Source organism: Bacillus sp. BR3(2024) (assembly GCF_039134555.1).
In the GTDB taxonomy this organism is placed as follows: domain Bacteria; phylum Bacillota; class Bacilli; order Bacillales; family Bacillaceae_G; genus Bacillus_A; species Bacillus_A cereus.
In genome coordinates this window covers 414,984-434,578 of the sequence record NZ_CP152438.1, presented here as the reverse complement: position 1 = coordinate 434,578, position 19,595 = coordinate 414,984, and the positions used below count along the sequence as shown (strand labels likewise).

Below are 19,595 nucleotides of genomic sequence, written 5' to 3'. Positions count from 1 at the left end.
AGAGGACCTAAAATAGAGAACAGGCCCTTTTACAAAAATGCATAAGAGGAAAACAATGTCTACTAATATAGTATCAATGAAGGTGACTTAATTCTAGATGCTAGATATTGAGAAATAAATATTAAAAATGTTGTTTGGGTAGCGTATAAAAATAGCATAAAGAAAGTGAAGGATGGAAATCAGAATATGAGTAGTGATACCAGATATAAATCGGGTTTCATCATTTTGATTGATTTTATAATGGCACAATTTGTGGGTACAATTGCTAGCGAAGACAGGCTGGTATGATATTCAGGGACACCAACAGCAAGCAATCCAACAACTTCTAGTGCATTGGGAACTAATTGGATTTTCACTTAAATTGATAATCATATTTCTTATATATAATGTATAATTAATAAATGATCCAAAGTTATCGACTAAATTATCAAGAAATTCATTCGTATGGATTTTAGTTGGGATTATATTAGTATTTGTTACACAGATGGTTGGTAGTTTGCTAGATAAGAGTTTATTTCAGTTAACTACACAATCAGCAAATACGTCTAGTACAGTTTCTGCTGCAGCAATATCCCCTGTGGCACTTATTTCAATTATTCTTCTTGCACCTTTAGTAGAAGAGTTTGTTTTTCGTTATGCGGCCATAAATATCTTAACTCGAAGGTTTAAACAAACCTGGGGTATACTAATAAGCTCATTTTTCTTTTCTATTATACATTTTGACTTTCCATTTATATTTGGATATTTTCTAATTGGGCTTGTACTTGCTGTAGTATATGTGCGTACTAATAAGTTACTAGTATCATTTGTTGTTCATACTAGTATGAACTTAATTGTTGTTATACTCCAGATTTCTTGATGAAAATGCAGTGGATTCGCCAACTTACTAGTGATTTGTTTTTTTTGTTTATGAATTTTAAAATTATGGTAGTCTTAATAAGACTTCATTTGAAAATGTGGGTTCAAGTTGCTGTATTGACTGAATTACACAAAAAAACCAATTCTATTACACGGGAATTGGTTTTTTTGGTGTGTGTTTTGTTAGCATAATTATTGACAGCCTAAAGGAGAGTTGTTTCTTTGTAGTTTAGTATAATGTAAAGAGATAATAAAGTTATTGAATTTTGTTATGAAATATATAAGATTTGCACATTTTATTGTACTAAGGCTCTTTAAAGTTGTTTAACGAATTTCCGGAAAGAATTCTCCTTCCTCAAGCGTGTGAAGGGCGTAGCCCAACGGTAGGTGGGAGATGAATTTCGGTTTGGCATAGCCAAAAGGTTTTCCTTTTTATTTTGCCTCTGATATAATCAGTCTTATAAATTATAAGGGCTGGTATATAAATGAAATTAGATAGTAATAACCATTCAGTATTCTTGTTATATTATCACCTTGTGTTGGTCGTGAAATACAGAAGAAATGTGTTTGATGATGATATGTCAAACTATGCAAAAGATATGTTTGTTCGACTATCTGAAAACTATAACATCACGTTAGTTGAATGGAATCATGATGTAGACCACGTTCATATTTTGTTCAAGGCACACCCTAATACAGAAATGACAAAATTCATCAATGCTTATAAAAGTGCAAGTTCTCGACTTATTAAAAGAGACTTTCCACAAGTGAAAAAGAAACTTTGGAAAGAGATGTTTTGGTCAAGAAGTTTTTGCTTGCTAACTACTGGTGGTTCGCCAATAGACGTAGTAAAAACATATATTGAAAATCAAAGTGAAAAGTGAGGTGAAATGATATGACAAAGCAGAATAAAGCATATAAATTCCGTTTGTACCCAACAGAAGACCAAGCACATCTTATGCGTAAAACCTTCGGTTGTGTACGTTTCGTGTATAACAGAATGTTAGCTGAACGGAAAGAAGCGTATGAAAAACATAAAGATGATAAGAATCAACTAAAGAAACAAAAGCTTCCCACTCCCGCAAAATACAAAGCAGAATTTGAATGGCTAAAAGAAGTTGATTCATTAGCTTTGGCAAATGCTCAACTAAACTTGCAAACTGCCTATAAAAATTTCTTTCGTGGTCAAAATGACTTCCCAACATTCAAAAGCAAAAAAGACAGAAAGTCTTATACAACGAATGTAGTGAACGGAAATATTATGTTGCTTAACGGTCATATCAAATTGCCAAAACTGAAAATGGTACGTATCAAACAGCATAGAGAAATACCACAAGGCCATATAATCAAGTCATGTACGATTTCTATGACACCTACTGGTAAATACTATGTGTCCATTTTGACTGAATACGAAAAAGAGATCGTACAAAAAGAAGTAGAAACAGTTGTTGGATTAGACTTTGCGATGGATCAATTATACGTCAGTTCTGAGGATGAGAGAGCCAATTATCCTAAGTTCTATCGTGAAATGTTAGACCGATTAGCAAAGGCTCAACGAGTATTATCAAGACGTACAAAAGGTTCAGGGCGTTGGAATAAACAACGTATCCGTGTAGCTAAGCTGCATGAAAAAGTAGCAAACCAACGTAAGAACTTCCTTCATCATAAGTCTAAAGAGTTAGCTACTCATTTTGATGTTGTAGCTATTGAAGATCTAAATATGAAGGGAATATCGCAAGCACTTCATTTTGGAAAAAGCGTCGCTGATAATGCTTGGGGTATGTTCACTTCTTTCTTAGCTTATAAACTACATGAACAAGGCAAACAGCTAGTGAAAATAGACAAATGGTTTCCTTCCACAAAAACATGTAGCAGTTGTGGAAATGTGAAAAATATGTCATTGTCTGAGCGAGTCTATTCTTGTATATGCGGTGTAAATCTCGATAGAGATTATAACGCAGCTATCAATATCAAAAATGAAGCAATACGCCTATTGGCGTTAGTATAGATAGCAATAAAATAACCCTTGGAACAAGGGAGTTAGCTCGGCTGTCTTAGGACGAATTCGTTAGCTACCAAAAGTAACGACTAACCGAGAAGCCCCCACTTCAAACAGTCCGTTAGGGCGTTAAGTGGCGGGTAGTTCACTTTCTATCCATTTAGTTGTATTTGCACTCAAAAATTCATAATAAAGTTATTTAATCCTTATTGAACTAAAGCACCTGTTAGTTGAAGAATAACAAAATGAACTGACAGGAAACAGATATGGAAATTGGGTTGAAAAAGATATCGATTGTATTTACTTGCTTGATTTGCAAACCGAATTGCTCCTAATTAGCCAGTCTTTGATTAGTTCTTGTACTATTTTACGTTTTTCTATTTGAAGCATATGACCAGCACCATCTAAAATGGAAAACGTAGCATTCGGAAATTTTTCTAGAAGAAAAAAGTGATCTTTATAACCACAGATTGAATCTTGTTTCCCTAGAATGATGAGTACAGGTTGTGTAAGTGTACCTACATCATTAAGCGGTTCTTCAGAAAGAAAATACCCTTTTTCTCTCCAATTTGACATTAAAAAATTTTTATTAGCTAATAATCGTCCAGGTTGGATTTCGTTTAAAAAGTAATTAAGGTTCTCTTTATTTTGATAATTCATTAATGTTTCAAAAGCCATTCTTATATCAGAATCCAATTCTGTTAATAAATCTTCATCTTTTGTAATAACTATTTTTTTAGGAAGATTCCTATCTTTCAAATGAAGTGAAGTAGCCAGCAAACAAATGCTCTTTATATTTTTATGCCTATGGTGCAAAACACCTTGTGCCAAATATCCTCCATATGAAAAACCGATAAGGGAAAATGCTTGGTTAGGAATTGTCATATCAATAAAGTTCAAAATATTTAAAAGCATATCATCTGAAGAGTTGAAATTTTCGTCAATTAAACTTCGACCGTGAGCAGGTAAATCTATATATATCCTCTGAAAACCCTGAATCTTATCAAATATTGGCTCTATCCAAGTTTTCATAGATTTATGGTCTGTACCCATTGAATGCATTATTAATATCGGAAAGCCATTACCTATGATTTCATAATAAATACTACCCTTTGCAACTAAGCAATTCATTAGAATTTTTCTCCCTATTCATATCAATTTTATCCAACCTATTTTATGTCTACCTATTAGGATATAGTTCTGTACTAAGTTGAAAATACCTTTTGACCACTTGATAGAAAGATTTTCAAATAACTTTATTATTTTTTTAATGACTATGTTGTGAATTAAACAACTTTATTGTCATTCTGCATATAACTTAAATGAAAAGAAAGTTCAAAATAAAATGATAAATATTTACAAATTTTTAAAATACCAATCAAAAATGTGAGGATATGGTTTATAATGGTGGTGAAACACTCTCCTATGTTTCTAGTGATTGTATTTTTTATCTGTTTTTGGTGCGAAATCTGTTGATGGATTTTGCACTTTTTTATTTATTGTTTAATAGGTTTAATTTAATTATTTGAAAGGGGGAAATTAGTGTGATTGGGAATAAAGAAAATGAAATTAAAGAATACCTTATACAAGAAGGTTATGAGATTAAAGAATATTTAAGAAAAAATGGAGATTGGTACTATTTTAAAGTACATACTTTTTGGTCTGGAAAACATTTAGTAAAAGTAAAAGATGGAGTATTTGGTTTTAGAATAGAAAAAGCGTAAATAGAGGGATTTATTCTGTATAAGTGCACTTATATAGAATAAATCCCATAATAAAAATACTGTAACTAGCAAAATTAAAGTTTACTTTCATTTCTTTCATCTTTAACCCAATTAGTTCTATAAGGGGTCTTGCAAACAAAACGCGAATTTCGTACGCTAAGGGATTATTCGGTGTCTTTTTTTAACATATCGATTAATATATTGAATTATAAAAATAATTTGTTATACTTCCGTGTACCCTAGTTGATATAATATATAAGGCAATTATTGGTTAATTAATAGCACACATATATTAGGGAGGTACATAATTCATGGAGCTAATAATTTCTTCATTTGTATTAGTGGTAATATTCTTTATTCTTTCGATAGTTTTAAGTGGTAAAGGTCAGCGAATAGCAAAAGAAGTTTTAAAAGAGCTTATTAATGGTCCTGAGGGGAAAATGTTGGTAGGTTTTTTTGGATCTGCAGCAGTTACAGGAGTAATTTTTGTCATTTGGCTTCTATTAAATTAAGCATTCCAGTTACTCAGGCTGATACAAGGTGCAAGAAAATTACTGGATAATTAAAGGTACATATATATTAGGAGGTACATAAGCCATGTTAGAGGTAGTTTCGGCATTTTTCTTATTAATTCTCTATTCCATTGTTTATCTCTTTTCAAGTGGAGAAACTAAGCAAATAGCAAAAAAAAATATAAAAGAAATTTTTAATAGTCCTGATGGAGTAATAATATTAATCGTTGCTGCGGCACTTTTAATCGGGGGGATATATTTATCTTTTTATGGTTTCGGTTTATGACTATAAACTAAAATCATATCCAAGTACACGAGACAATGGTTCATCTAGGAAGTATGCGTATTATGGTGGAGAATGGGACACAGGTGGTCTTTTTGGAGAAGCCAAATATGTTAACTGATGAATCGGATAATAAATAATATATAGACCTTATCTTTTCCATAGGAAGATGAGGCTTTTTTATGCATAAAGAAAAGACACCCTAAGGTGCCTTCCTCCAACTTGAACCACTTTAATTTTAATACTATGTATTGGACTCCCATCCAAATATTAATTTTGCCATGTTAAGTTGTTTCGCACATTGATAAATATGGTTCAAATCTATATTCTATTTTTAGCTCGATATAATTTGAGATTATCCCGATGATATTTCCTCTAATAAAATTGTGTGATAGACTGTATGTAACTGTATATTGTGAGGGCGGGAGGTTGCTATCCTTTCTCTGATTCTAGAGAGAAAGGAGGTGACCGAATGGATTCTTTATTTAATTTATTGTATGACGCTGCTAAGGTATTCCTTACAGTATTTGCAACAGCTTATGCGAATGAGCTAGCGAAAAAGATTAGCAGTAAACGAAATAAAAGAACCGCCCCAAATGCCGGCAAGCGAAAGGGCGGTTCTAAACGCAAAAAATAAGTTTAAGCAACCGACCACCTTGCGGTAGCAGTTACTTGAAGAGATGTTAGCGCATCTCTTCTTTTATTATATACACAAGGTATTAATGTAATACTATTACACTAATTATATCAAACGTACATAAAAAATCAATGAGCACGTAATGGATATAATGTACAGAAGAAAAAACACCCTAAGGTGCCTTCCTCCGACTCGAACCACTTTACTTTTAATAATATGAATTTGGACTTTCATCCAAATAATATTTTACAATATTAAGTGGTATTGGTGATTGAGAAATATGAATCGAATCTATTGTTTTACTTTTAAGCTCTTTTCGTATTCTTTAGCTTCATCAACATTTTTAAATGTTTTTAAATCGAATATCTTTTCTCCATCAATACATACAACTAATACTCCATCTTGAGCTTGAAGAACACTACCTACATTACCTTTTCCGAGTGAAATACTGAAGGGATTCTCTACATTTAATGATTTCTTTTTAGCAAGATAATCTTTAAATGGCATACCAATGGATAGTTCGTCTTTTAAGCCTTTAATAGTGTTACCAGAAGTAGTTGTTGGTTGTTCCTTTTTTGTAGCCTCTTCTTGCTGTTTGCGTTGCTTTTCAGCCGTCTCTTTTTCTGCTTTCTCCTTTTTCAAAGTCCCTTTTTCTTCAGCTTTCTTCGCTTTCTCAGCTTCCTTTTGTGCTTCTTGCTCAGCTTTAGATTCTTTGGAAGTACTTGCTGTCTCGTTAGATGAACATGCTGCTAATCCCATAAATAAAGCGAAACAAGTAAGTGTTGTTAATAGTTTTTTGTCCATAGTATGTATCCCCCAGCGTTTAAAATGTAAGATTTACCTGAACTATCATAACAAATATAATCACAACTATTTTGTCATATTATGTCGAAATGAAATAAAAAAAACACCCTAGGGTGCCTTCCTCCGACTTGAACTATCCTGTATTAATGCCGTATCGATTAATACATTAAATTATAAAAATAATTTGTTATACTTCCGTGTACCCTAGCTGATATAATGTATAAGGCAATTATTGGTTAATTAATAGTTCATATATATTAGGAGGTACATAAACCATGATAGAGTTAGTTACGGCATTTTTCTTACTAATTATCCATTCCATTGTTTATCTCTTTTCAAGTGGAGAAACTAAGCAAATAGCAAAAAAACATATAAAAGAAATTCTTAATAGTCCTGATGGAATAATAATATGAATCGTTGCTGCGGCACTTTTAATCGGGGGGATATATTTATTATCATTATGATTTCAGATATCTTAGCTTAAAACGTATAAGGAAATTAATAGCACGCATTAGGGAGGTACATAAGTAATGGTATTTATAATAGTGTTATTTTTCATATTTATAATCTCTATTATTCTTTCATTATTTTCAAAAGGTGAAACTCAGCAAGAAGCAAAAGAAGTTGTAAATGACATTATTACCGGTCCTAATGGGAAAGCACTCTTAATCGTTGCTGTGGTATTTATAATCGGAGGGGTATTTATTGTTGGTAGTATTATAAATAATGACAATAAACCAAATACACATCCAAGTATACGAGACGATCGTGATCCTTTAGGATGTGCTCATTATGGTGGCGAATGGGACACTGGCGGTCTTTTTGGAGAAGCTAAATGTGTTTATAATAAAATTGATGAATCGGATAATAGGTAGTATATAAAGGTCTTATCTTTTTTATAGGAAGATAAGGCTTTTTTATGCATAAAGAAAAGACACCACAAGGTGCCTTTCTCTGACTTGAACCACTTTAATTTTAATAACACCATTTTACAACCACAAATATATCTTTAATCTTTCATATAATATTTTAACATTTTTTTCAGTTAATTGCATGTAACTGGTAAAAAATAGTCTATTTCTTGTAAACTCCTTTTCTCCATACCCACTCAATAGGACCATAACGGAAATATTTACTCCAAATCTTGCTGAATATGATTTGTACAAAAATAATTACAAGCCCAAAGATACATAGTTGCCAGTAATATACGTGTGAGACATCTTTAAAGCACCACGAAAGAATGACAAGCGTAATTATGCTTTGAGTGATGTAATTCGTTAAAGCATACTGGCCAACGTTCATAAAGGGGTGCAGGCATTCTATATATTTTTTATTCTCACAAACTCTCAGTAGAGTACAAATATAGAATATAGCTAGCATTTTCCCTCCAAATAGAATCCATAGTTGTACATCCTGAGAGTAATAGACATCTGTTTTTATAAAGTAGTAGAGAATAGGACAAGAGAGAAGGCATGAGATACATAACGAACTCCACTGTAAAAATCTAATTTTCTTTATTAATTCCGGTACCCTTTTAAAAATATTTTTCTTACCAGCCCATAACCCTATTAAAAATAAGCCTATATATTCAGGAATTCCTATTAGTAGTTGCTGGAATTCCTGAGTCATTAGAAAGAAAAGACGTGCTTTTACTTGATGAGAATAATGTATAAATAGATTTACAGTTTGATTGGTAGTGTTACCTGTAAACATATATTGATAGTAATTTGGTACTTCAGTAATAGAAGAACTTGCTCGTAAAAATACAATAATATGTAATACATAACTAACCGTTAGGAAACTACAACCAGCTATAAAAATAAGCTTAGTAGATCGCTTATAAAAGAACAATAGAATAAATCCAGCTATAGCATACGCATGTAGAATATCTCCATACCATAGAAAGGTGAAATGGAGTAAACCGAAGACTAGTAAAATACATAGTCTCCGGGTAAATAGCTTATACATATGATATCCTTTTGCTTCTGTATTTTTCATAAAGATATAAAATCCTACTCCAAATAAGAATGCGAAAATAGTGTAGAACTTTGCTTGTATAAACAAATCTACTAAAAAACGAATCGTTTTATCTGTACCGGTGTAACCTGCCTGATTAAAGGGATCTAGTCCCGTCATAGTGGGTAGATTCGCAAATAGGATACATAGTATGGCGATACCTCTTATTATGTCTAACGAATGAATCCGGACGTTTTGTTGCATGTTAATTCTCCTTTCTTACAAAGAAAAACGAGCACTATACTAGCTAGCGCTCGAATTACGTCTTGCAAAGAATCCATCATAGGTAGCAGTTGAAACAGCTCCTTCTAAACGTTCAACTTCTTCACCTCTGTTATAAGCTACAACAACTGGAGTACCTGGAATGTCGAACTCTTGAAAGGCACTTTGATTTTCTGGTGTAGAGATATCAATACGATAAATGGTTCTATCATGCTTTTTTGACATACGATTGATATCTGGTGCAGCTTTTTTACAAAAATGACAGGTAGGTTGATAGTAATACGCAATGAACTCTTCATGGGATTGTGTTTTTTCCTTTAATTCTTCTTTTGAAATATCTTTTATATTTTCAGGTAATCCTTTTACATCTGCAGCAGATACAATTGTTTTTTCTGGTGTTATAGTTTCTGTTTTGACTGATTCATTCTTAGTTAAAGTAAAGATCGCGATACATGCAACGCATAAAGTTGTGATAACTGCTCCAATTTTGTAGACTTTTTTCATAGTAAATTCCTCCTTAAAATAAAAAAAAGGACAAACCTCGCCCGAGTTAACAGGGCGTAAGGTTTGTCCTTCACGCTACGTACAATAGAGTATAAACAATGGAAACAAATTTTCTATCTCTATAATACCATAAGATTTATATAGGATGCTATAAGAATTTTAAAAGAAAAACAAAGGAACAACTTAATTGTAAAATTTCATGTACCATAATACATATTAAAAACAATAAACAGCACAACAAGGGGATTCTCTGTGGTGTATCCAACTGATAGGGACATCCAATAAGCATAAAATCATTCAACAAACACATCTCAAAAAGTGTGTGTACTTATGAAGTGGGTCTTAAGTACATTTTGATACCTTTTGAAGTAGTTTAAGCTGCATAGAATATACTATATCTAAAGGTGTGCCTTTTGAGATGGGAAATAAATCCATATATCAGTAGTTTATTAAAACTATAAAAATCTAGGGTGTTATATGTGTTTTATGAAAATGGTTAATAATATTAATGATTTTATATAAAGGAGTAAATAGATTAATGGATGAGAAAAGGATTTAATTATTTTCTTGGAGGACTAATTTATTATTAGGAATAAAGAAATATTTGTTGAATGAAAATAAATTTATTTCGTAAAATAGGTAAATTGTTAAGGAGCGATTTCAGTATAATTAAGATTTATACTGAAAAATAGCATTGACATATAAATTTTTATATTTTATAGTAAGTAACACACTAACTACTAAAGGAGTTATCATGGAAGAACTTTATAAAGAACTTCAAAAATGGGGCTTTTCGCAATATGAGTGTAAAGCCTATATAGGACTTTTAAAAAATTACCCGATAACAGGATATGAAATAAGTAAAAGGTCAGGTGTACCTCGTTCAACGATTTACGAAGTGGTGGCAAAATTAATAGATAAAGGTGCGGTTTATACAGTACCTTCTGATCCTATAACCTATGCCCCATTGCCAGCTAAAGAGTTAATCCGTCGATTACGTAACAATTTCGAAAATTCTATGGATTATCTTGAAAAGAATTTATCTGCTTTAGAAAGTGAACAAGAAGTAGATGTCATTCATCGTATCAGCAGTGATGAGCATGTTGTTGCTGAAATGATTGACATAATAGATAAAGCACAAGAAGAAATATGGTTGTCGATTTGGGAACCACAAGCCTCGTCTATAAAAGGTGCTATAGATAGACGTATAAATGAAGAAATCCATGTTTTTTCTATTCTTTTTGGAGCATCTGATATGCAGCTGGGTGTAACCACTCATCATAATTATATGGCTCCCGAAGTAGCTGAGGAACGTATGAATGGTCGATTAACGATTGTCGCACGGGACAATGAAGAAGTATTAATTGCAAATTTTTCTCCAAATACACCTGCATGGGCAATAAAAACAGAAGATCCAGCCCTGGTATTAATCGCAATGGAGTACATTCGACACGACATTATGTTCTCGGAATTAGTTAAAGAAGTTGGTCCAGAGAAAACGGAAGCTCTTTGGAAAAACAATTCTAATCTATTTCATGTTGTCACTGGAAAACGGTTCAAATAAATTGAACCGTATTTTCTTTCATTTTTTCATAGTAGTTAGTGTGTTAGCTTCTAATTTTTAGGGATAAGGAGGGAATGAAATGAGTCTGTCGAACGTCCAAGTGAATTCATCTCAGAGAGATGAAGATAGCTTTATCAAAGGAGTAAAAGATTGTATTCCTACATTACTGGGTTATTTAAGTATCGGAATAGCGGCAGGTGTTATTCAAAAGACTGCGGGACTTAGCATAGCTGAGATAGCTCTGATGTCTTTAATCCTTTATGCTGGCTCTGCTCAATTTATCGCTGCAGGGATGATGGCAACAAGTAGTTCTCTTACTGCTATTATTATTACGATTTTCTTTGTTAATCTTCGTCATATATTACTTAGTGCAGCACTAGCACCTTATTTTCGGCATCTTTCTCCATTTAGGAATATGTTAGTAGGTTCTCTACTTACCGATGAGACATTTGGTGTTGCCATTAGCGAGACGGCAAAGAAAAAACAAATCAGTGAAAGATGGATGCATGGCCTTAACATAACAGCTTATATAAACTGGCTTGTAGCTAATTTAGCAGGAGCATTTTTGGCACAGTGTATTTCCAAACCTGAAGAATTCGGCTTAGGATTTGCCTTGCCAGCGATGTTTATAGGGATTCTTATTTTAACAATGTTAGGAAGAAGTACAATCAAACTAGATATCATTGTCGCAATTATAGCAGTTGCAATTGCTGTAGGAAGTTCTTTCATATTGTCCAGTAGTATGGGGGTTATTGTTGCTACAATAATTGCTTCAACAATAGGAATGGTGGTGGAAAAATGGAAGTAAGATGGGGAGTTTTTTTAATTATTCTTGGGTCAGCAATAGTAACATTTATTCCAAGGGTCGTTCCTCTTATGGTACTAAGTCGTTTCGAATTACCGGTATGGGCAATGCGATGGTTAAATTATGTCCCTATTTCTGTTATAGCTGCTTTGATTGGTCAAGAGATATTTATACATGATGGAAAGATTACATCACTTACAAGTAATATTGAATTTTTTGCAGCCATACCAACTTTCTTTATTGCAATAAAAACACGTAGTTTATTGGGCACCGTACTGGGAGGTATTATTTCCATTATAGTTTTGCGTTTTTTGTTTTAAAACTAAATACTGTATTCAATCAATTATCACGTTTAAATGCCAAGCCATTGTACGAAAGATAACTATAAAACCGCGGGATAGAAGAGAAGGATTGAAATATATGTTGAATTAATATCGTAGCATACTTGAATTGAACTGATATTCCGTGTCTTAATAATCTTGTAAATCCCTAAAAAAATATGCATTTTAACTTGGAAAAACAATTTTTTCATTTTGGTGTATTTATTTTTTTACTTGAGGAGCATGTGATTTTATCAGATTGAAAGGCAATCTTGCTTGGTCTTGAATTTAAAAGTAGTTTAATCACTCATGATTCTATAGTATTTCCAGATAAACTAGAGAAATAGATGAAGAAATAAAAAGTACAAGGGATAAAAGCTCAGCTTTAATATTCCCAGAAGAAGATTAAAAAAAGAAGTAGAAGATATATCAATCGTTTTACAGAGCAATAGTGAAATATTCCCTCCAAATAGACGGATAAAATAATAAATTTAGATACCGATATGGAATCGATTTCTATAATTTTCTACAGAAAAATATCTTTGATTTTTTGCATACTTTCACAATATATATTGTGAATTTAATAATTTTGAATTAGCCAATATCTATATACATGTTTGCATGCCATAAGCATTCGAAGAACACACCTTATTTTTCAAAGGGGATACAAAAGATATGAGTAAGTTATTTAAAAAGAAATCTGTTACACAATTATTGGAGCCTAGTAAGAGTAAAACCTTAATGAAAACATTGGGTTCATTTGATTTAGTTATGTTAGGATTAGGTTCAATAATTGGAACGGGAGTTCTTGTGTTAGCAGGATTAGTAGCAGCAAGAGACGCTGGACCAGCAGTTGTTTTTTCATTCGTATTGGCAGCAATTGTATGTGGATTTATAGCTTTATGTTACGCAGAGATTGCTTCTATACTTCCGGTTTCAGGAAGTGTATATACATATGCCTATGCAACAATTGGTGAATTAGTTGCACATTTAGTAGGTTGGATGCTACTTTCGATCTATATTTTTGCGACAGCAGCGGTGGCTAGTGGATGGACAGGTTACTTTCACAACTTAATAAGTGGATTGGGTTTAGATATGCCAAAATCACTGTTAATGATTCCATCTCAAGGTGGTATGATGAATCTACCAGCGATGGTTATTACATTAATCATTACATGGATGTTATCGCGTGGTACAAAGGAAAGTAAACGTATCAATAATATAATGGTGCTAATTAAAATTGGAATGGTTATATTATTTATTGTAGTTGGTGTATTCTATATAAAGCCAGAGAACTGGGTACCGTTTACACCATATGGTGTAAGTGGAGTTTTAGCTGGTGGGGCAGCAGCATTCTTCACTTTTATGGGGTTTGATATATTAGCAACTTCGGCAGAAGAAGTAAAAGATCCACAACGCGATCTTCCCATTGGTATTATTGTATCGTTAATCATATGTACACTTATATACGTTATAGTGTGCCTTGTTATGACAGGTATGGTTTCCTATAAAGAATTAAATGTACCTGAAGCAATGGCTTATGTAATGGAAGTAGTAGGACAAGGTAAAGTCGCTGGTGTAATTGCTGTAGGAGCTGTCATTGGTCTTATGGCTGTTATTTTCTCTTCTATGTATGCAGCAACACGAGTATTCTTTGCAATGAGTCGTGATGGACTGTTACCCAAATCACTCGCGAAAATTAATAAGAGGACTGGAGCACCGACTTTTACAATAGGCTTGGTGGGAATAGGAAGTTCTTTTATAGCTGGGTTTATTGATTTAAAAGAATTAGCGAACTTAGTTAATATTAGTGGTTTGGTAACGTATTCAATGGTGGGAGTATCAGTTATTATCCTTCGTAAAACTCATCCCAATTTAAAGCGCGGCTTTATGGTACCATTTGTACCTATATTGCCAATCATTTCAATTGCAAGTTGTGTATTTTTGATGTTTAATTTACCATTAAGAACATGGTTGTACTTCTGCATTTGGATAACCATTGGAGTAATAGTATATTTTGTTTATTCAATAAAACATAGTAATTTAAATGAGAAACCAATTTCAAGAGAAATTAAATAACTGTAATCCTTTGAATTTTGAGCCAAGATTGTTTAAGAAGAAGGTATCTAAGTTACTTGTAAGTATGAATGCTAATGATCATAAAAGTAAAGGCTATAGTGTCAATAAAAGTGAATGTTTCGTGATTAATTTATTTAAAAACTCCTCTGATATGTTAGAGGAGTTTTTTAAAACGTTTTTTAGTAATTAGGCCCTAAATTTGCTTATTTTTGAACAAAGATTAGTTAATTGATACTTCTAATTTCTTAAAGGAATTTTACATTAATTATTTCTTATCTTCATTTCATAAGAATAAGCTACTTCAAAATGACTGAAAAAAAACTATCGATAATTTTCTTTTCCTCTATACTTAATGTTGAAAGGGGTTCTCGGCAAATTCCAACCTGTATATTACGCTTTTCTAATAGGTATTTAATTGTGCGAAGTGTTCCCATTTCTATAATCGAATGCATATAGGGCAAGAGTTTTGAAAATTGGTGTTGCCCTTTTTCCTCATCACCAGCTTGTAAGTTTTTAATAATATCATGTATCTCTTCAGGAAAAACATTTCCCAAAATACTAGTAATACCGTTATATCCAAGTTCAGCATCCTCAAATATATTTGTATCAGATCCTGACAATATAATGAATTCCGGTCCTAATTTCTTTTTCACAATTGGTACACTACTCACATCACCAGCTTCTTTAAATGCTACAACTTGAGGGAATGTTTCAACTAGTTTTATTAATGTTTCAACATGTAAATCAAACCCAGTTCGTGGAGGGTTATTATAAATCATGATTGGTAAATGGGTTACTGAACAAATCTTTGAGACATAGTTAAATGCTTCTTGTTGATTAATTCGTAAATATGGTGGAAATCCTAACATAATGCCATCTAGTCCTACTTTTTCTGCGGTAATTGCTAATGCTATTGCATCGTTGGTTTGAACAGCTGCAACTCCTCCATATATAATCAAATCATTTTTTGCTTCTTTTTTTACTTTGTGAAATAAAGTCATACGTTCTTCAACGGTCATAGAGTGTTGTTCACCAGTAGTACCACTAATCAATAATGCAGGAACTTTGTGCTTTTTATAGTAATCAACTAATGATGGTATACCTTCTAAATACAGATTACCATTAGTAGAAAATGGTGTGACCATTGCTACACTAAAAGAGATAAAAGGGTTTTTCATTTTTCTAATTCCTTCCCAATTATATTTCGATTTTAGAGAACTATCTTTATAAACTGCTCTACAATTGCATCATATAAATGAATGCTGTATAAGTGAGCAGAAGTCGAGTATAGTACTCTTTTGAGACTTTAAACCTTCTTTTTCATTACTTTTGCCATTCGTTGAGAATCAAAATCCTTTTCTTCTTGTAATTTATTAATGATGTTAAGATAATCTTTTTCATTGCGATTCTGACTTAATTTATATGCAGCTTGAATTTCTTGCACTTTAATTTTAAATCCAACAATGCCTTTTAATTCTTGCTCTAATAACTGAGGCGAAAGATTGTCCCATAAAACTGGATTCTTACGGTGTTTTTCGTATTTCTGTAGTAACATTGTAAGATCTTTTTTTAACTCTTCTTCCTTCAAAATAGTGGCTTTACCATATACATGTGCAGCTTGATAGTTCCATGTTGGTACATTTTCTTGTTCATACCAGGAAGAAGAGATATAAGCATGTGGTCCTTGGTATATAACTAATACATCTTCACTAGTTTCGAATGTTCTCCATTGAGTGTTCCCATAAGCCATGTGTCCCGTTATATAGTAATTATCATCTTCTTTATTTAACTGTAATGGTAAATGAGTAGCAATTGGTTTACCTTGTTTTGTTGTTACAATCGTTCCAAATGGATTCATTTGAATAAATTCTCGAATTTCATCGATATCTTTGACTTTAAAGTATTTAGGAATATACATAATTAGGCTCCTCCTCAATTAACTTGATTTGTAATACATAGTATTATATAAATAGACATGTCAAAAGGTACAATTTTAAACAAATAAACATGTCAGGGGTTGCGAATGAAAAATATCATTTTTTCTCTAAATAATGACTCTCCTAAATACAAACAAATCTATGAAGAGTTTAAACATTTGATTGAACGAAGAGATATACTTCCTAATGAACAGTTACCCTCCATTCGTCAACTCGCAGATTCCCTTCGAGTAAGTCGTAATACGACATTAACAGCTTATGAACAACTTGTAGCTGAAGGATATATTTGTGGGGAAGGAAGGAAAGGCTATTTTGTAAATGAGTTAGAGCCACCCTTATTCCAAGAAAAGTTAAAACCTTTTACTAAAAAACAAAGAGAATCAGTAACACCTCTCCCTATTGATTTCCGAGCGGGTGCCGTAGATCAAACACATTTTCCTTTGAAAATTTGGAGGAGGATTGCCAATCAAGTATTAACATTAGAAGATAGTTTTAAATATGGGTCACCTTTTGGTGAAGTATGTTTACGTAAACAAATTTCCACATATCTACTTCAATCCCGTGGGGTGAAAGCAGATGAAGATGCGATTATTATAGGCAGTAGTACCCAACAAATGCTTGTTAACCTAGGACATATTCTGAAGAATGATTTTTCAAGTGTTATAGTAGAGGATCCGGGTTATGATGGCGCTAGGAAAGCTTTTCAATTTCATCATTTTAGGATTGAAACTTTACCAGTTTATGAAACAGGTGCTGATTTTTCACAATTAGATCAAACGAACTCAAGAGTAATTTATGTAACACCTTCTCATCACAGCCCATATGGAGTAAGTATGTCTATCCAACAACGTCAAATGCTAATTCATTGGGCTAACAAGATGAAAGGGTATATTATTGAAGACGATTATGATAGTGAATTTCGCTATACGCAACAGCCATTTCCAGCCCTAACTTCAATTGATTCATCAAGAGTCATTTATTTAGGAAACTTCTCAAAGTCGTTTCTTCCAGGAATTCGTTTGAGTTATATGGTACTGCCCCAGACACTTATAAATGATTATAAGGATCAATTTCTTCATTTTGAGAGTACCACTTCAATTTTTAGTCAGCTCACAATGGCTAAATTTATGGAAGAAGGAGAATGGAATCGTCATATTAAACGTATGCGTCTAGTTTATAAACGAAAAATGCAACACCTAGTGTCCGTATTAAAGGAGCAATTCAATCAAAATATTTTCATCATTGGTGAAAAATCTGGTTTGTTTGTATTAGTAAAGGTATATCTGAACCGTTCAGAAAAATGGCTAATAAAACAAGCTTCATATTATGGTGTTCAAGTGTACCCTACTTCTTGTTATTTTGTTAAAAATACAACTGACAGCCCAATCATTAAACTTGGTTTTGGAAATCTTTCATTCGAAGAAATTCAAATCGGTGTGGAGCTGTTAAAAAAAGCATGGATGGCGTAAAATAGTATAAAAAGGGAAGTTTGAATTTAGGTTAAGTAAAATTGGAAATGTTGTGAAGGAATATACTTAAAATAATAGGAATAAAAAGCATTCTATATTGAATGCTTTTTATTCCTATTATCATTTGATGAAGGACTAGGTTTTATTATTAAGGGGTCTAATAATTTTTTAGTAAATGGCATAAAGTAATTAAGGATTAGTCCACCTAAACAAACAGTGATTACAGTACCAACACCAATTGGTCCATGTAAAAATATTGCCATTATCAAGAATACTAGATAAATGAGCGTTCTTGATAAAAACATATTCGTTCTAGTTAATTCTTGTACGATTAAAGTTAAGCGATCAATAGGAATCGGTGCAAAATTTGTGTGTAAATATGTTGCAGTTCCTAATCCTGTAATAACTAAGCCGATTCCAAAACAAATCATTTTACTGTACCATATTTTAGGTGTAATTAAATCGCGTAATAAAAATAGCCACATATCAATACCAATACCTGTTATGAATGCTGTTAACAACCCCATAACTTCTGGTCGTTGTCTTTTTAAAAATGAATTGCAGCATATCAATAATAAAGCTATTATTATTTCCCAACTCCCCACAGTAAGCCCCACATTTAAAGACAATCCTACCAAGAGTGCATCAAAGGGTGAAGTTCCAAGGTCTGATTGTATAGTGAAAGAAATACCAAGGGTTAATATTAAAATTCCTAATACATAGAACACATATTTCATTTTAATCAACCTCTTTACCGTTATTTTTGTTGCAATTACAATAAAAAAGATGTATATTTAATGTAACCTTAAAATGTTGCATTTGCAATAAAAACATACGATGAGGAGTTAGCTATGAAGGAAATTCTCCGTGAAATTGGAATGATAGCAAGGGCATTAGATTCTATAAGTAATATAGAATTTAAAGAATATGAACTTACAAAAGGGCAGTATTTGTACCTTGTACGAATATGTGAAAACCCAGGAATTATTCAAGAAAAGTTATCTGAGATGATAAAAGTGGATAGAACAACAGCAGCTCGTGCTATCAAAAAACTCGAAATAAATGGATTTATTGAAAAAAAAGATGATGAATATAACAAAAAAATAAAAAAACTTTTTCCAACGGAGAAAGGAAAAAATATTTATCCTTTTATAAAGAGAGAAAATGATTATTCCAATACCGTTGCATTAGAAGGGTTTTCTGAAAAAGAAGTGGATACCATTTTCAATTCTCTTCAAAAAATAAGAAAAAATATAGAAAAAGATTGGGAATTTGTAAAAAAGGGAAACAAGAGAAATTATTGATTGTATAAAGGAGTGACATATTTAAATGACTATAAACATAAAAAAGGGTACCCTTGAGGATTTATATACACTTCAAGAAATTAGCTATGAAACATTTAATGAGACATTTAAGGATCAGAATTCATCTCAAAATATGAGTGCTTATTTGGAAAAAGCATTTAACTTAAAACAATTGGAAAAAGAATTATCGAATGTTGCTTCGCAATTCTTTTTTGTTTATTTTAATAATGAAGTTGCTGGATATTTAAAGGTAAATACTAATGATGCACAGTCTGAAGAAATGGGCGATGAATCACTTGAAATCGAAAGAATTTATATAAAAGGTGAGTTTCAAAAACATGGGCTTGGTAAATATCTTCTAAATAAATCTATAGAAATTGCAATGGAACATAATAAAAAGAAAATTTGGTTAGGTGTATGGGAAAATAATGAAAATGCTATTGCCTTTTATAAGAAAATGGGTTTTGTCCAAACTGGAGTTCATTCTTTTTATATGGGTGATGAAGAACAAATGGATTTTATAATGATCAAAACACTTATATAATTTTTAATTATGTC

The 19,595-nt window shown here is 32.2% G+C and carries 22 protein-coding genes and 1 pseudogene; 16 read left to right on the top strand and 7 right to left on the bottom strand.

Annotated features, from left to right (window positions below; all coding sequences use genetic code 11):
• The first annotated feature begins 186 nt into the window (after window positions 1–186).
• The 3 genes and pseudogenes from V7S45_RS29485 (at window position 187) to V7S45_RS29475 (ending at window position 2,866) form a co-directional block, all read left to right on the top strand.
• Window positions 187–859: pseudogene (locus V7S45_RS29485) on the top strand (CPBP family intramembrane glutamic endopeptidase).
• 484 nt (window positions 860–1,343) lie between these two features.
• Window positions 1,344–1,742: an IS200/IS605 family transposase gene (tnpA, locus tag V7S45_RS29480; protein ID WP_061531668.1), complete on the top strand. Its 399-nt coding sequence runs from the start codon at window positions 1,344–1,346 to the stop codon at window positions 1,740–1,742.
• A gap of 11 nt (window positions 1,743–1,753) precedes the next feature.
• Entirely contained in the window at window positions 1,754–2,866 is a 1,113-nt protein-coding gene (locus tag V7S45_RS29475; RefSeq protein WP_342762000.1) for an RNA-guided endonuclease TnpB family protein, read from the top strand.
• Between the two features lie 291 nt (window positions 2,867–3,157).
• Here the strand turns inward: V7S45_RS29475 and V7S45_RS29470 are convergent, their stop codons facing one another.
• Window positions 3,158–3,988 carry an alpha/beta hydrolase gene (locus V7S45_RS29470; protein WP_153598906.1) on the bottom strand — a complete coding sequence of 277 codons (831 nt, stop codon included), beginning with the start codon at window positions 3,986–3,988 and terminating at the stop codon, window positions 3,158–3,160.
• 413 nt (window positions 3,989–4,401) lie between these two features.
• Between V7S45_RS29470 and V7S45_RS29465 the strand changes: the two genes are divergently transcribed.
• From V7S45_RS29465 to V7S45_RS29450, 4 genes are all read left to right on the top strand, one after another.
• Window positions 4,402–4,581: a hypothetical protein gene (locus tag V7S45_RS29465; protein ID WP_000579979.1), complete on the top strand. Its 180-nt coding sequence runs from the start codon at window positions 4,402–4,404 to the stop codon at window positions 4,579–4,581.
• 311 nt (window positions 4,582–4,892) lie between these two features.
• On the top strand, window positions 4,893–5,093 hold the full coding sequence (locus V7S45_RS29460; protein ID WP_000420168.1) for a hypothetical protein: 201 nt from the start codon (window positions 4,893–4,895) through the stop codon (window positions 5,091–5,093).
• 85 nt (window positions 5,094–5,178) lie between these two features.
• Window positions 5,179–5,379 (top strand): hypothetical protein, encoded by a 201-nt coding sequence (locus V7S45_RS29455; protein WP_002006305.1) that lies wholly within the window; start codon window positions 5,179–5,181, stop codon window positions 5,377–5,379.
• A 469-nt stretch (window positions 5,380–5,848) separates the two neighbouring features.
• Complete coding sequence (locus tag V7S45_RS29450) at window positions 5,849–6,013, top strand: hypothetical protein (protein ID WP_000377658.1); 165 nt, start codon at window positions 5,849–5,851, stop codon at window positions 6,011–6,013.
• A gap of 291 nt (window positions 6,014–6,304) precedes the next feature.
• Here the strand turns inward: V7S45_RS29450 and V7S45_RS29445 are convergent, their stop codons facing one another.
• Window positions 6,305–6,817 carry a hypothetical protein gene (locus tag V7S45_RS29445; RefSeq protein ID WP_342762029.1) on the bottom strand — a complete coding sequence of 171 codons (513 nt, stop codon included), beginning with the start codon at window positions 6,815–6,817 and terminating at the stop codon, window positions 6,305–6,307.
• A 275-nt stretch (window positions 6,818–7,092) separates the two neighbouring features.
• Between V7S45_RS29445 and V7S45_RS29440 the strand changes: the two genes are divergently transcribed.
• Window positions 7,093–7,230 (top strand): hypothetical protein, encoded by a 138-nt coding sequence (locus V7S45_RS29440; RefSeq protein ID WP_342762167.1) that lies wholly within the window; start codon window positions 7,093–7,095, stop codon window positions 7,228–7,230.
• Window positions 7,231–7,347: 117 nt separating this feature from the next.
• Entirely contained in the window at window positions 7,348–7,692 is a 345-nt protein-coding gene (locus tag V7S45_RS29435) for a hypothetical protein (RefSeq protein ID WP_342762028.1), read from the top strand.
• 199 nt (window positions 7,693–7,891) lie between these two features.
• Here the strand turns inward: V7S45_RS29435 and V7S45_RS29430 are convergent, their stop codons facing one another.
• Both V7S45_RS29430 and V7S45_RS29425 read right to left on the bottom strand, forming a co-directional pair.
• Window positions 7,892–9,037: a DUF418 domain-containing protein gene (locus V7S45_RS29430; protein ID WP_342762027.1), complete on the bottom strand. Its 1,146-nt coding sequence runs from the start codon at window positions 9,035–9,037 to the stop codon at window positions 7,892–7,894.
• A gap of 39 nt (window positions 9,038–9,076) precedes the next feature.
• Window positions 9,077–9,559 (bottom strand): thioredoxin family protein, encoded by a 483-nt coding sequence (locus V7S45_RS29425; protein WP_342762026.1) that lies wholly within the window; start codon window positions 9,557–9,559, stop codon window positions 9,077–9,079.
• A 754-nt stretch (window positions 9,560–10,313) separates the two neighbouring features.
• Between V7S45_RS29425 and V7S45_RS29420 the strand changes: the two genes are divergently transcribed.
• The 4 genes from V7S45_RS29420 to V7S45_RS29405 all read left to right on the top strand — a co-directional run bounded on the left by V7S45_RS29420 (window position 10,314) and on the right by V7S45_RS29405 (window position 14,327).
• Window positions 10,314–11,123: a helix-turn-helix domain-containing protein gene (locus V7S45_RS29420; RefSeq protein ID WP_342762025.1), complete on the top strand. Its 810-nt coding sequence runs from the start codon at window positions 10,314–10,316 to the stop codon at window positions 11,121–11,123.
• Window positions 11,124–11,202: 79 nt separating this feature from the next.
• On the top strand, window positions 11,203–11,931 hold the full coding sequence (locus tag V7S45_RS29415; protein ID WP_342762024.1) for an AzlC family ABC transporter permease: 729 nt from the start codon (window positions 11,203–11,205) through the stop codon (window positions 11,929–11,931).
• Window positions 11,922–12,248, top strand: coding sequence for an AzlD domain-containing protein (locus V7S45_RS29410; protein ID WP_088344913.1), 327 nt, complete (start codon window positions 11,922–11,924; stop codon window positions 12,246–12,248). Before V7S45_RS29415 ends, V7S45_RS29410 begins: the two co-directional genes overlap by 10 nt.
• 675 nt (window positions 12,249–12,923) lie before the next feature.
• On the top strand, window positions 12,924–14,327 hold the full coding sequence (locus tag V7S45_RS29405; protein WP_342762023.1) for an amino acid permease: 1,404 nt from the start codon (window positions 12,924–12,926) through the stop codon (window positions 14,325–14,327).
• Window positions 14,328–14,623: 296 nt separating this feature from the next.
• Here the strand turns inward: V7S45_RS29405 and V7S45_RS29400 are convergent, their stop codons facing one another.
• Complete coding sequence (locus tag V7S45_RS29400) at window positions 14,624–15,505, bottom strand: dihydrodipicolinate synthase family protein (protein ID WP_088344919.1); 882 nt, start codon at window positions 15,503–15,505, stop codon at window positions 14,624–14,626.
• Between the two features lie 128 nt (window positions 15,506–15,633).
• The gene (locus V7S45_RS29395; RefSeq protein ID WP_088344921.1) at window positions 15,634–16,245 is read right to left on the bottom strand and encodes an FMN-binding negative transcriptional regulator; all 612 of its coding nucleotides are present in this window, start codon (window positions 16,243–16,245) and stop codon (window positions 15,634–15,636) included.
• Between the two features lie 105 nt (window positions 16,246–16,350).
• Here V7S45_RS29395 and V7S45_RS29390 point away from each other — a divergent pair, with 105 nt between their 5' ends.
• On the top strand, window positions 16,351–17,733 hold the full coding sequence (locus tag V7S45_RS29390; RefSeq protein WP_342762022.1) for a PLP-dependent aminotransferase family protein: 1,383 nt from the start codon (window positions 16,351–16,353) through the stop codon (window positions 17,731–17,733).
• A gap of 92 nt (window positions 17,734–17,825) precedes the next feature.
• On the opposite strand, the gene V7S45_RS29385 is transcribed toward V7S45_RS29390, so the two are convergent.
• Entirely contained in the window at window positions 17,826–18,470 is a 645-nt protein-coding gene (locus V7S45_RS29385; protein WP_342762021.1) for a YitT family protein, read from the bottom strand.
• Between the two features lie 114 nt (window positions 18,471–18,584).
• Here V7S45_RS29385 and V7S45_RS29380 point away from each other — a divergent pair, with 114 nt between their 5' ends.
• Window positions 18,585–19,037, top strand: coding sequence for a MarR family transcriptional regulator (locus V7S45_RS29380; protein WP_000658980.1), 453 nt, complete (start codon window positions 18,585–18,587; stop codon window positions 19,035–19,037).
• A 25-nt stretch (window positions 19,038–19,062) separates the two neighbouring features.
• Window positions 19,063–19,581 carry a GNAT family N-acetyltransferase gene (locus V7S45_RS29375; protein ID WP_342762020.1) on the top strand — a complete coding sequence of 173 codons (519 nt, stop codon included), beginning with the start codon at window positions 19,063–19,065 and terminating at the stop codon, window positions 19,579–19,581.
• Window positions 19,582–19,595: the final 14 nt, after the last annotated feature.

Excerpts from the sequence above, each read along its gene's own strand:
- V7S45_RS29440 (WP_342762167.1), top strand. The coding sequence starts at position 7,093 with ATGATAGAGTTAGTTACGGCATTTTTCTTACTAATTATCCATTCCATT.
- V7S45_RS29390 (WP_342762022.1), top strand. The coding sequence starts at position 16,351 with ATGAAAAATATCATTTTTTCTCTAAATAATGACTCTCCTAAATACAAA.
- V7S45_RS29455 (WP_002006305.1), top strand. The coding sequence starts at position 5,179 with ATGTTAGAGGTAGTTTCGGCATTTTTCTTATTAATTCTCTATTCCATT.
- V7S45_RS29415 (WP_342762024.1), top strand. The coding sequence starts at position 11,203 with ATGAGTCTGTCGAACGTCCAAGTGAATTCATCTCAGAGAGATGAAGAT.
- V7S45_RS29375 (WP_342762020.1), top strand. The coding sequence starts at position 19,063 with ATGACTATAAACATAAAAAAGGGTACCCTTGAGGATTTATATACACTT.
- V7S45_RS29385 (WP_342762021.1), bottom strand. The coding sequence starts at position 18,470 with ATGAAATATGTGTTCTATGTATTAGGAATTTTAATATTAACCCTTGGT.
- V7S45_RS29410 (WP_088344913.1), top strand. The coding sequence starts at position 11,922 with ATGGAAGTAAGATGGGGAGTTTTTTTAATTATTCTTGGGTCAGCAATA.
- V7S45_RS29425 (WP_342762026.1), bottom strand. The coding sequence starts at position 9,559 with ATGAAAAAAGTCTACAAAATTGGAGCAGTTATCACAACTTTATGCGTT.
- V7S45_RS29450 (WP_000377658.1), top strand. The coding sequence starts at position 5,849 with ATGGATTCTTTATTTAATTTATTGTATGACGCTGCTAAGGTATTCCTT.
- V7S45_RS29430 (WP_342762027.1), bottom strand. The coding sequence starts at position 9,037 with ATGCAACAAAACGTCCGGATTCATTCGTTAGACATAATAAGAGGTATC.
- V7S45_RS29380 (WP_000658980.1), top strand. The coding sequence starts at position 18,585 with ATGAAGGAAATTCTCCGTGAAATTGGAATGATAGCAAGGGCATTAGAT.
- V7S45_RS29470 (WP_153598906.1), bottom strand. The coding sequence starts at position 3,988 with ATGAATTGCTTAGTTGCAAAGGGTAGTATTTATTATGAAATCATAGGT.
- tnpA (WP_061531668.1), top strand. The coding sequence starts at position 1,344 with ATGAAATTAGATAGTAATAACCATTCAGTATTCTTGTTATATTATCAC.
- V7S45_RS29460 (WP_000420168.1), top strand. The coding sequence starts at position 4,893 with ATGGAGCTAATAATTTCTTCATTTGTATTAGTGGTAATATTCTTTATT.
- V7S45_RS29400 (WP_088344919.1), bottom strand. The coding sequence starts at position 15,505 with ATGAAAAACCCTTTTATCTCTTTTAGTGTAGCAATGGTCACACCATTT.
- V7S45_RS29435 (WP_342762028.1), top strand. The coding sequence starts at position 7,348 with ATGGTATTTATAATAGTGTTATTTTTCATATTTATAATCTCTATTATT.
- V7S45_RS29405 (WP_342762023.1), top strand. The coding sequence starts at position 12,924 with ATGAGTAAGTTATTTAAAAAGAAATCTGTTACACAATTATTGGAGCCT.
- V7S45_RS29475 (WP_342762000.1), top strand. The coding sequence starts at position 1,754 with ATGACAAAGCAGAATAAAGCATATAAATTCCGTTTGTACCCAACAGAA.
- V7S45_RS29395 (WP_088344921.1), bottom strand. The coding sequence starts at position 16,245 with ATGTATATTCCTAAATACTTTAAAGTCAAAGATATCGATGAAATTCGA.
- V7S45_RS29445 (WP_342762029.1), bottom strand. The coding sequence starts at position 6,817 with ATGGACAAAAAACTATTAACAACACTTACTTGTTTCGCTTTATTTATG.
- V7S45_RS29420 (WP_342762025.1), top strand. The coding sequence starts at position 10,314 with ATGGAAGAACTTTATAAAGAACTTCAAAAATGGGGCTTTTCGCAATAT.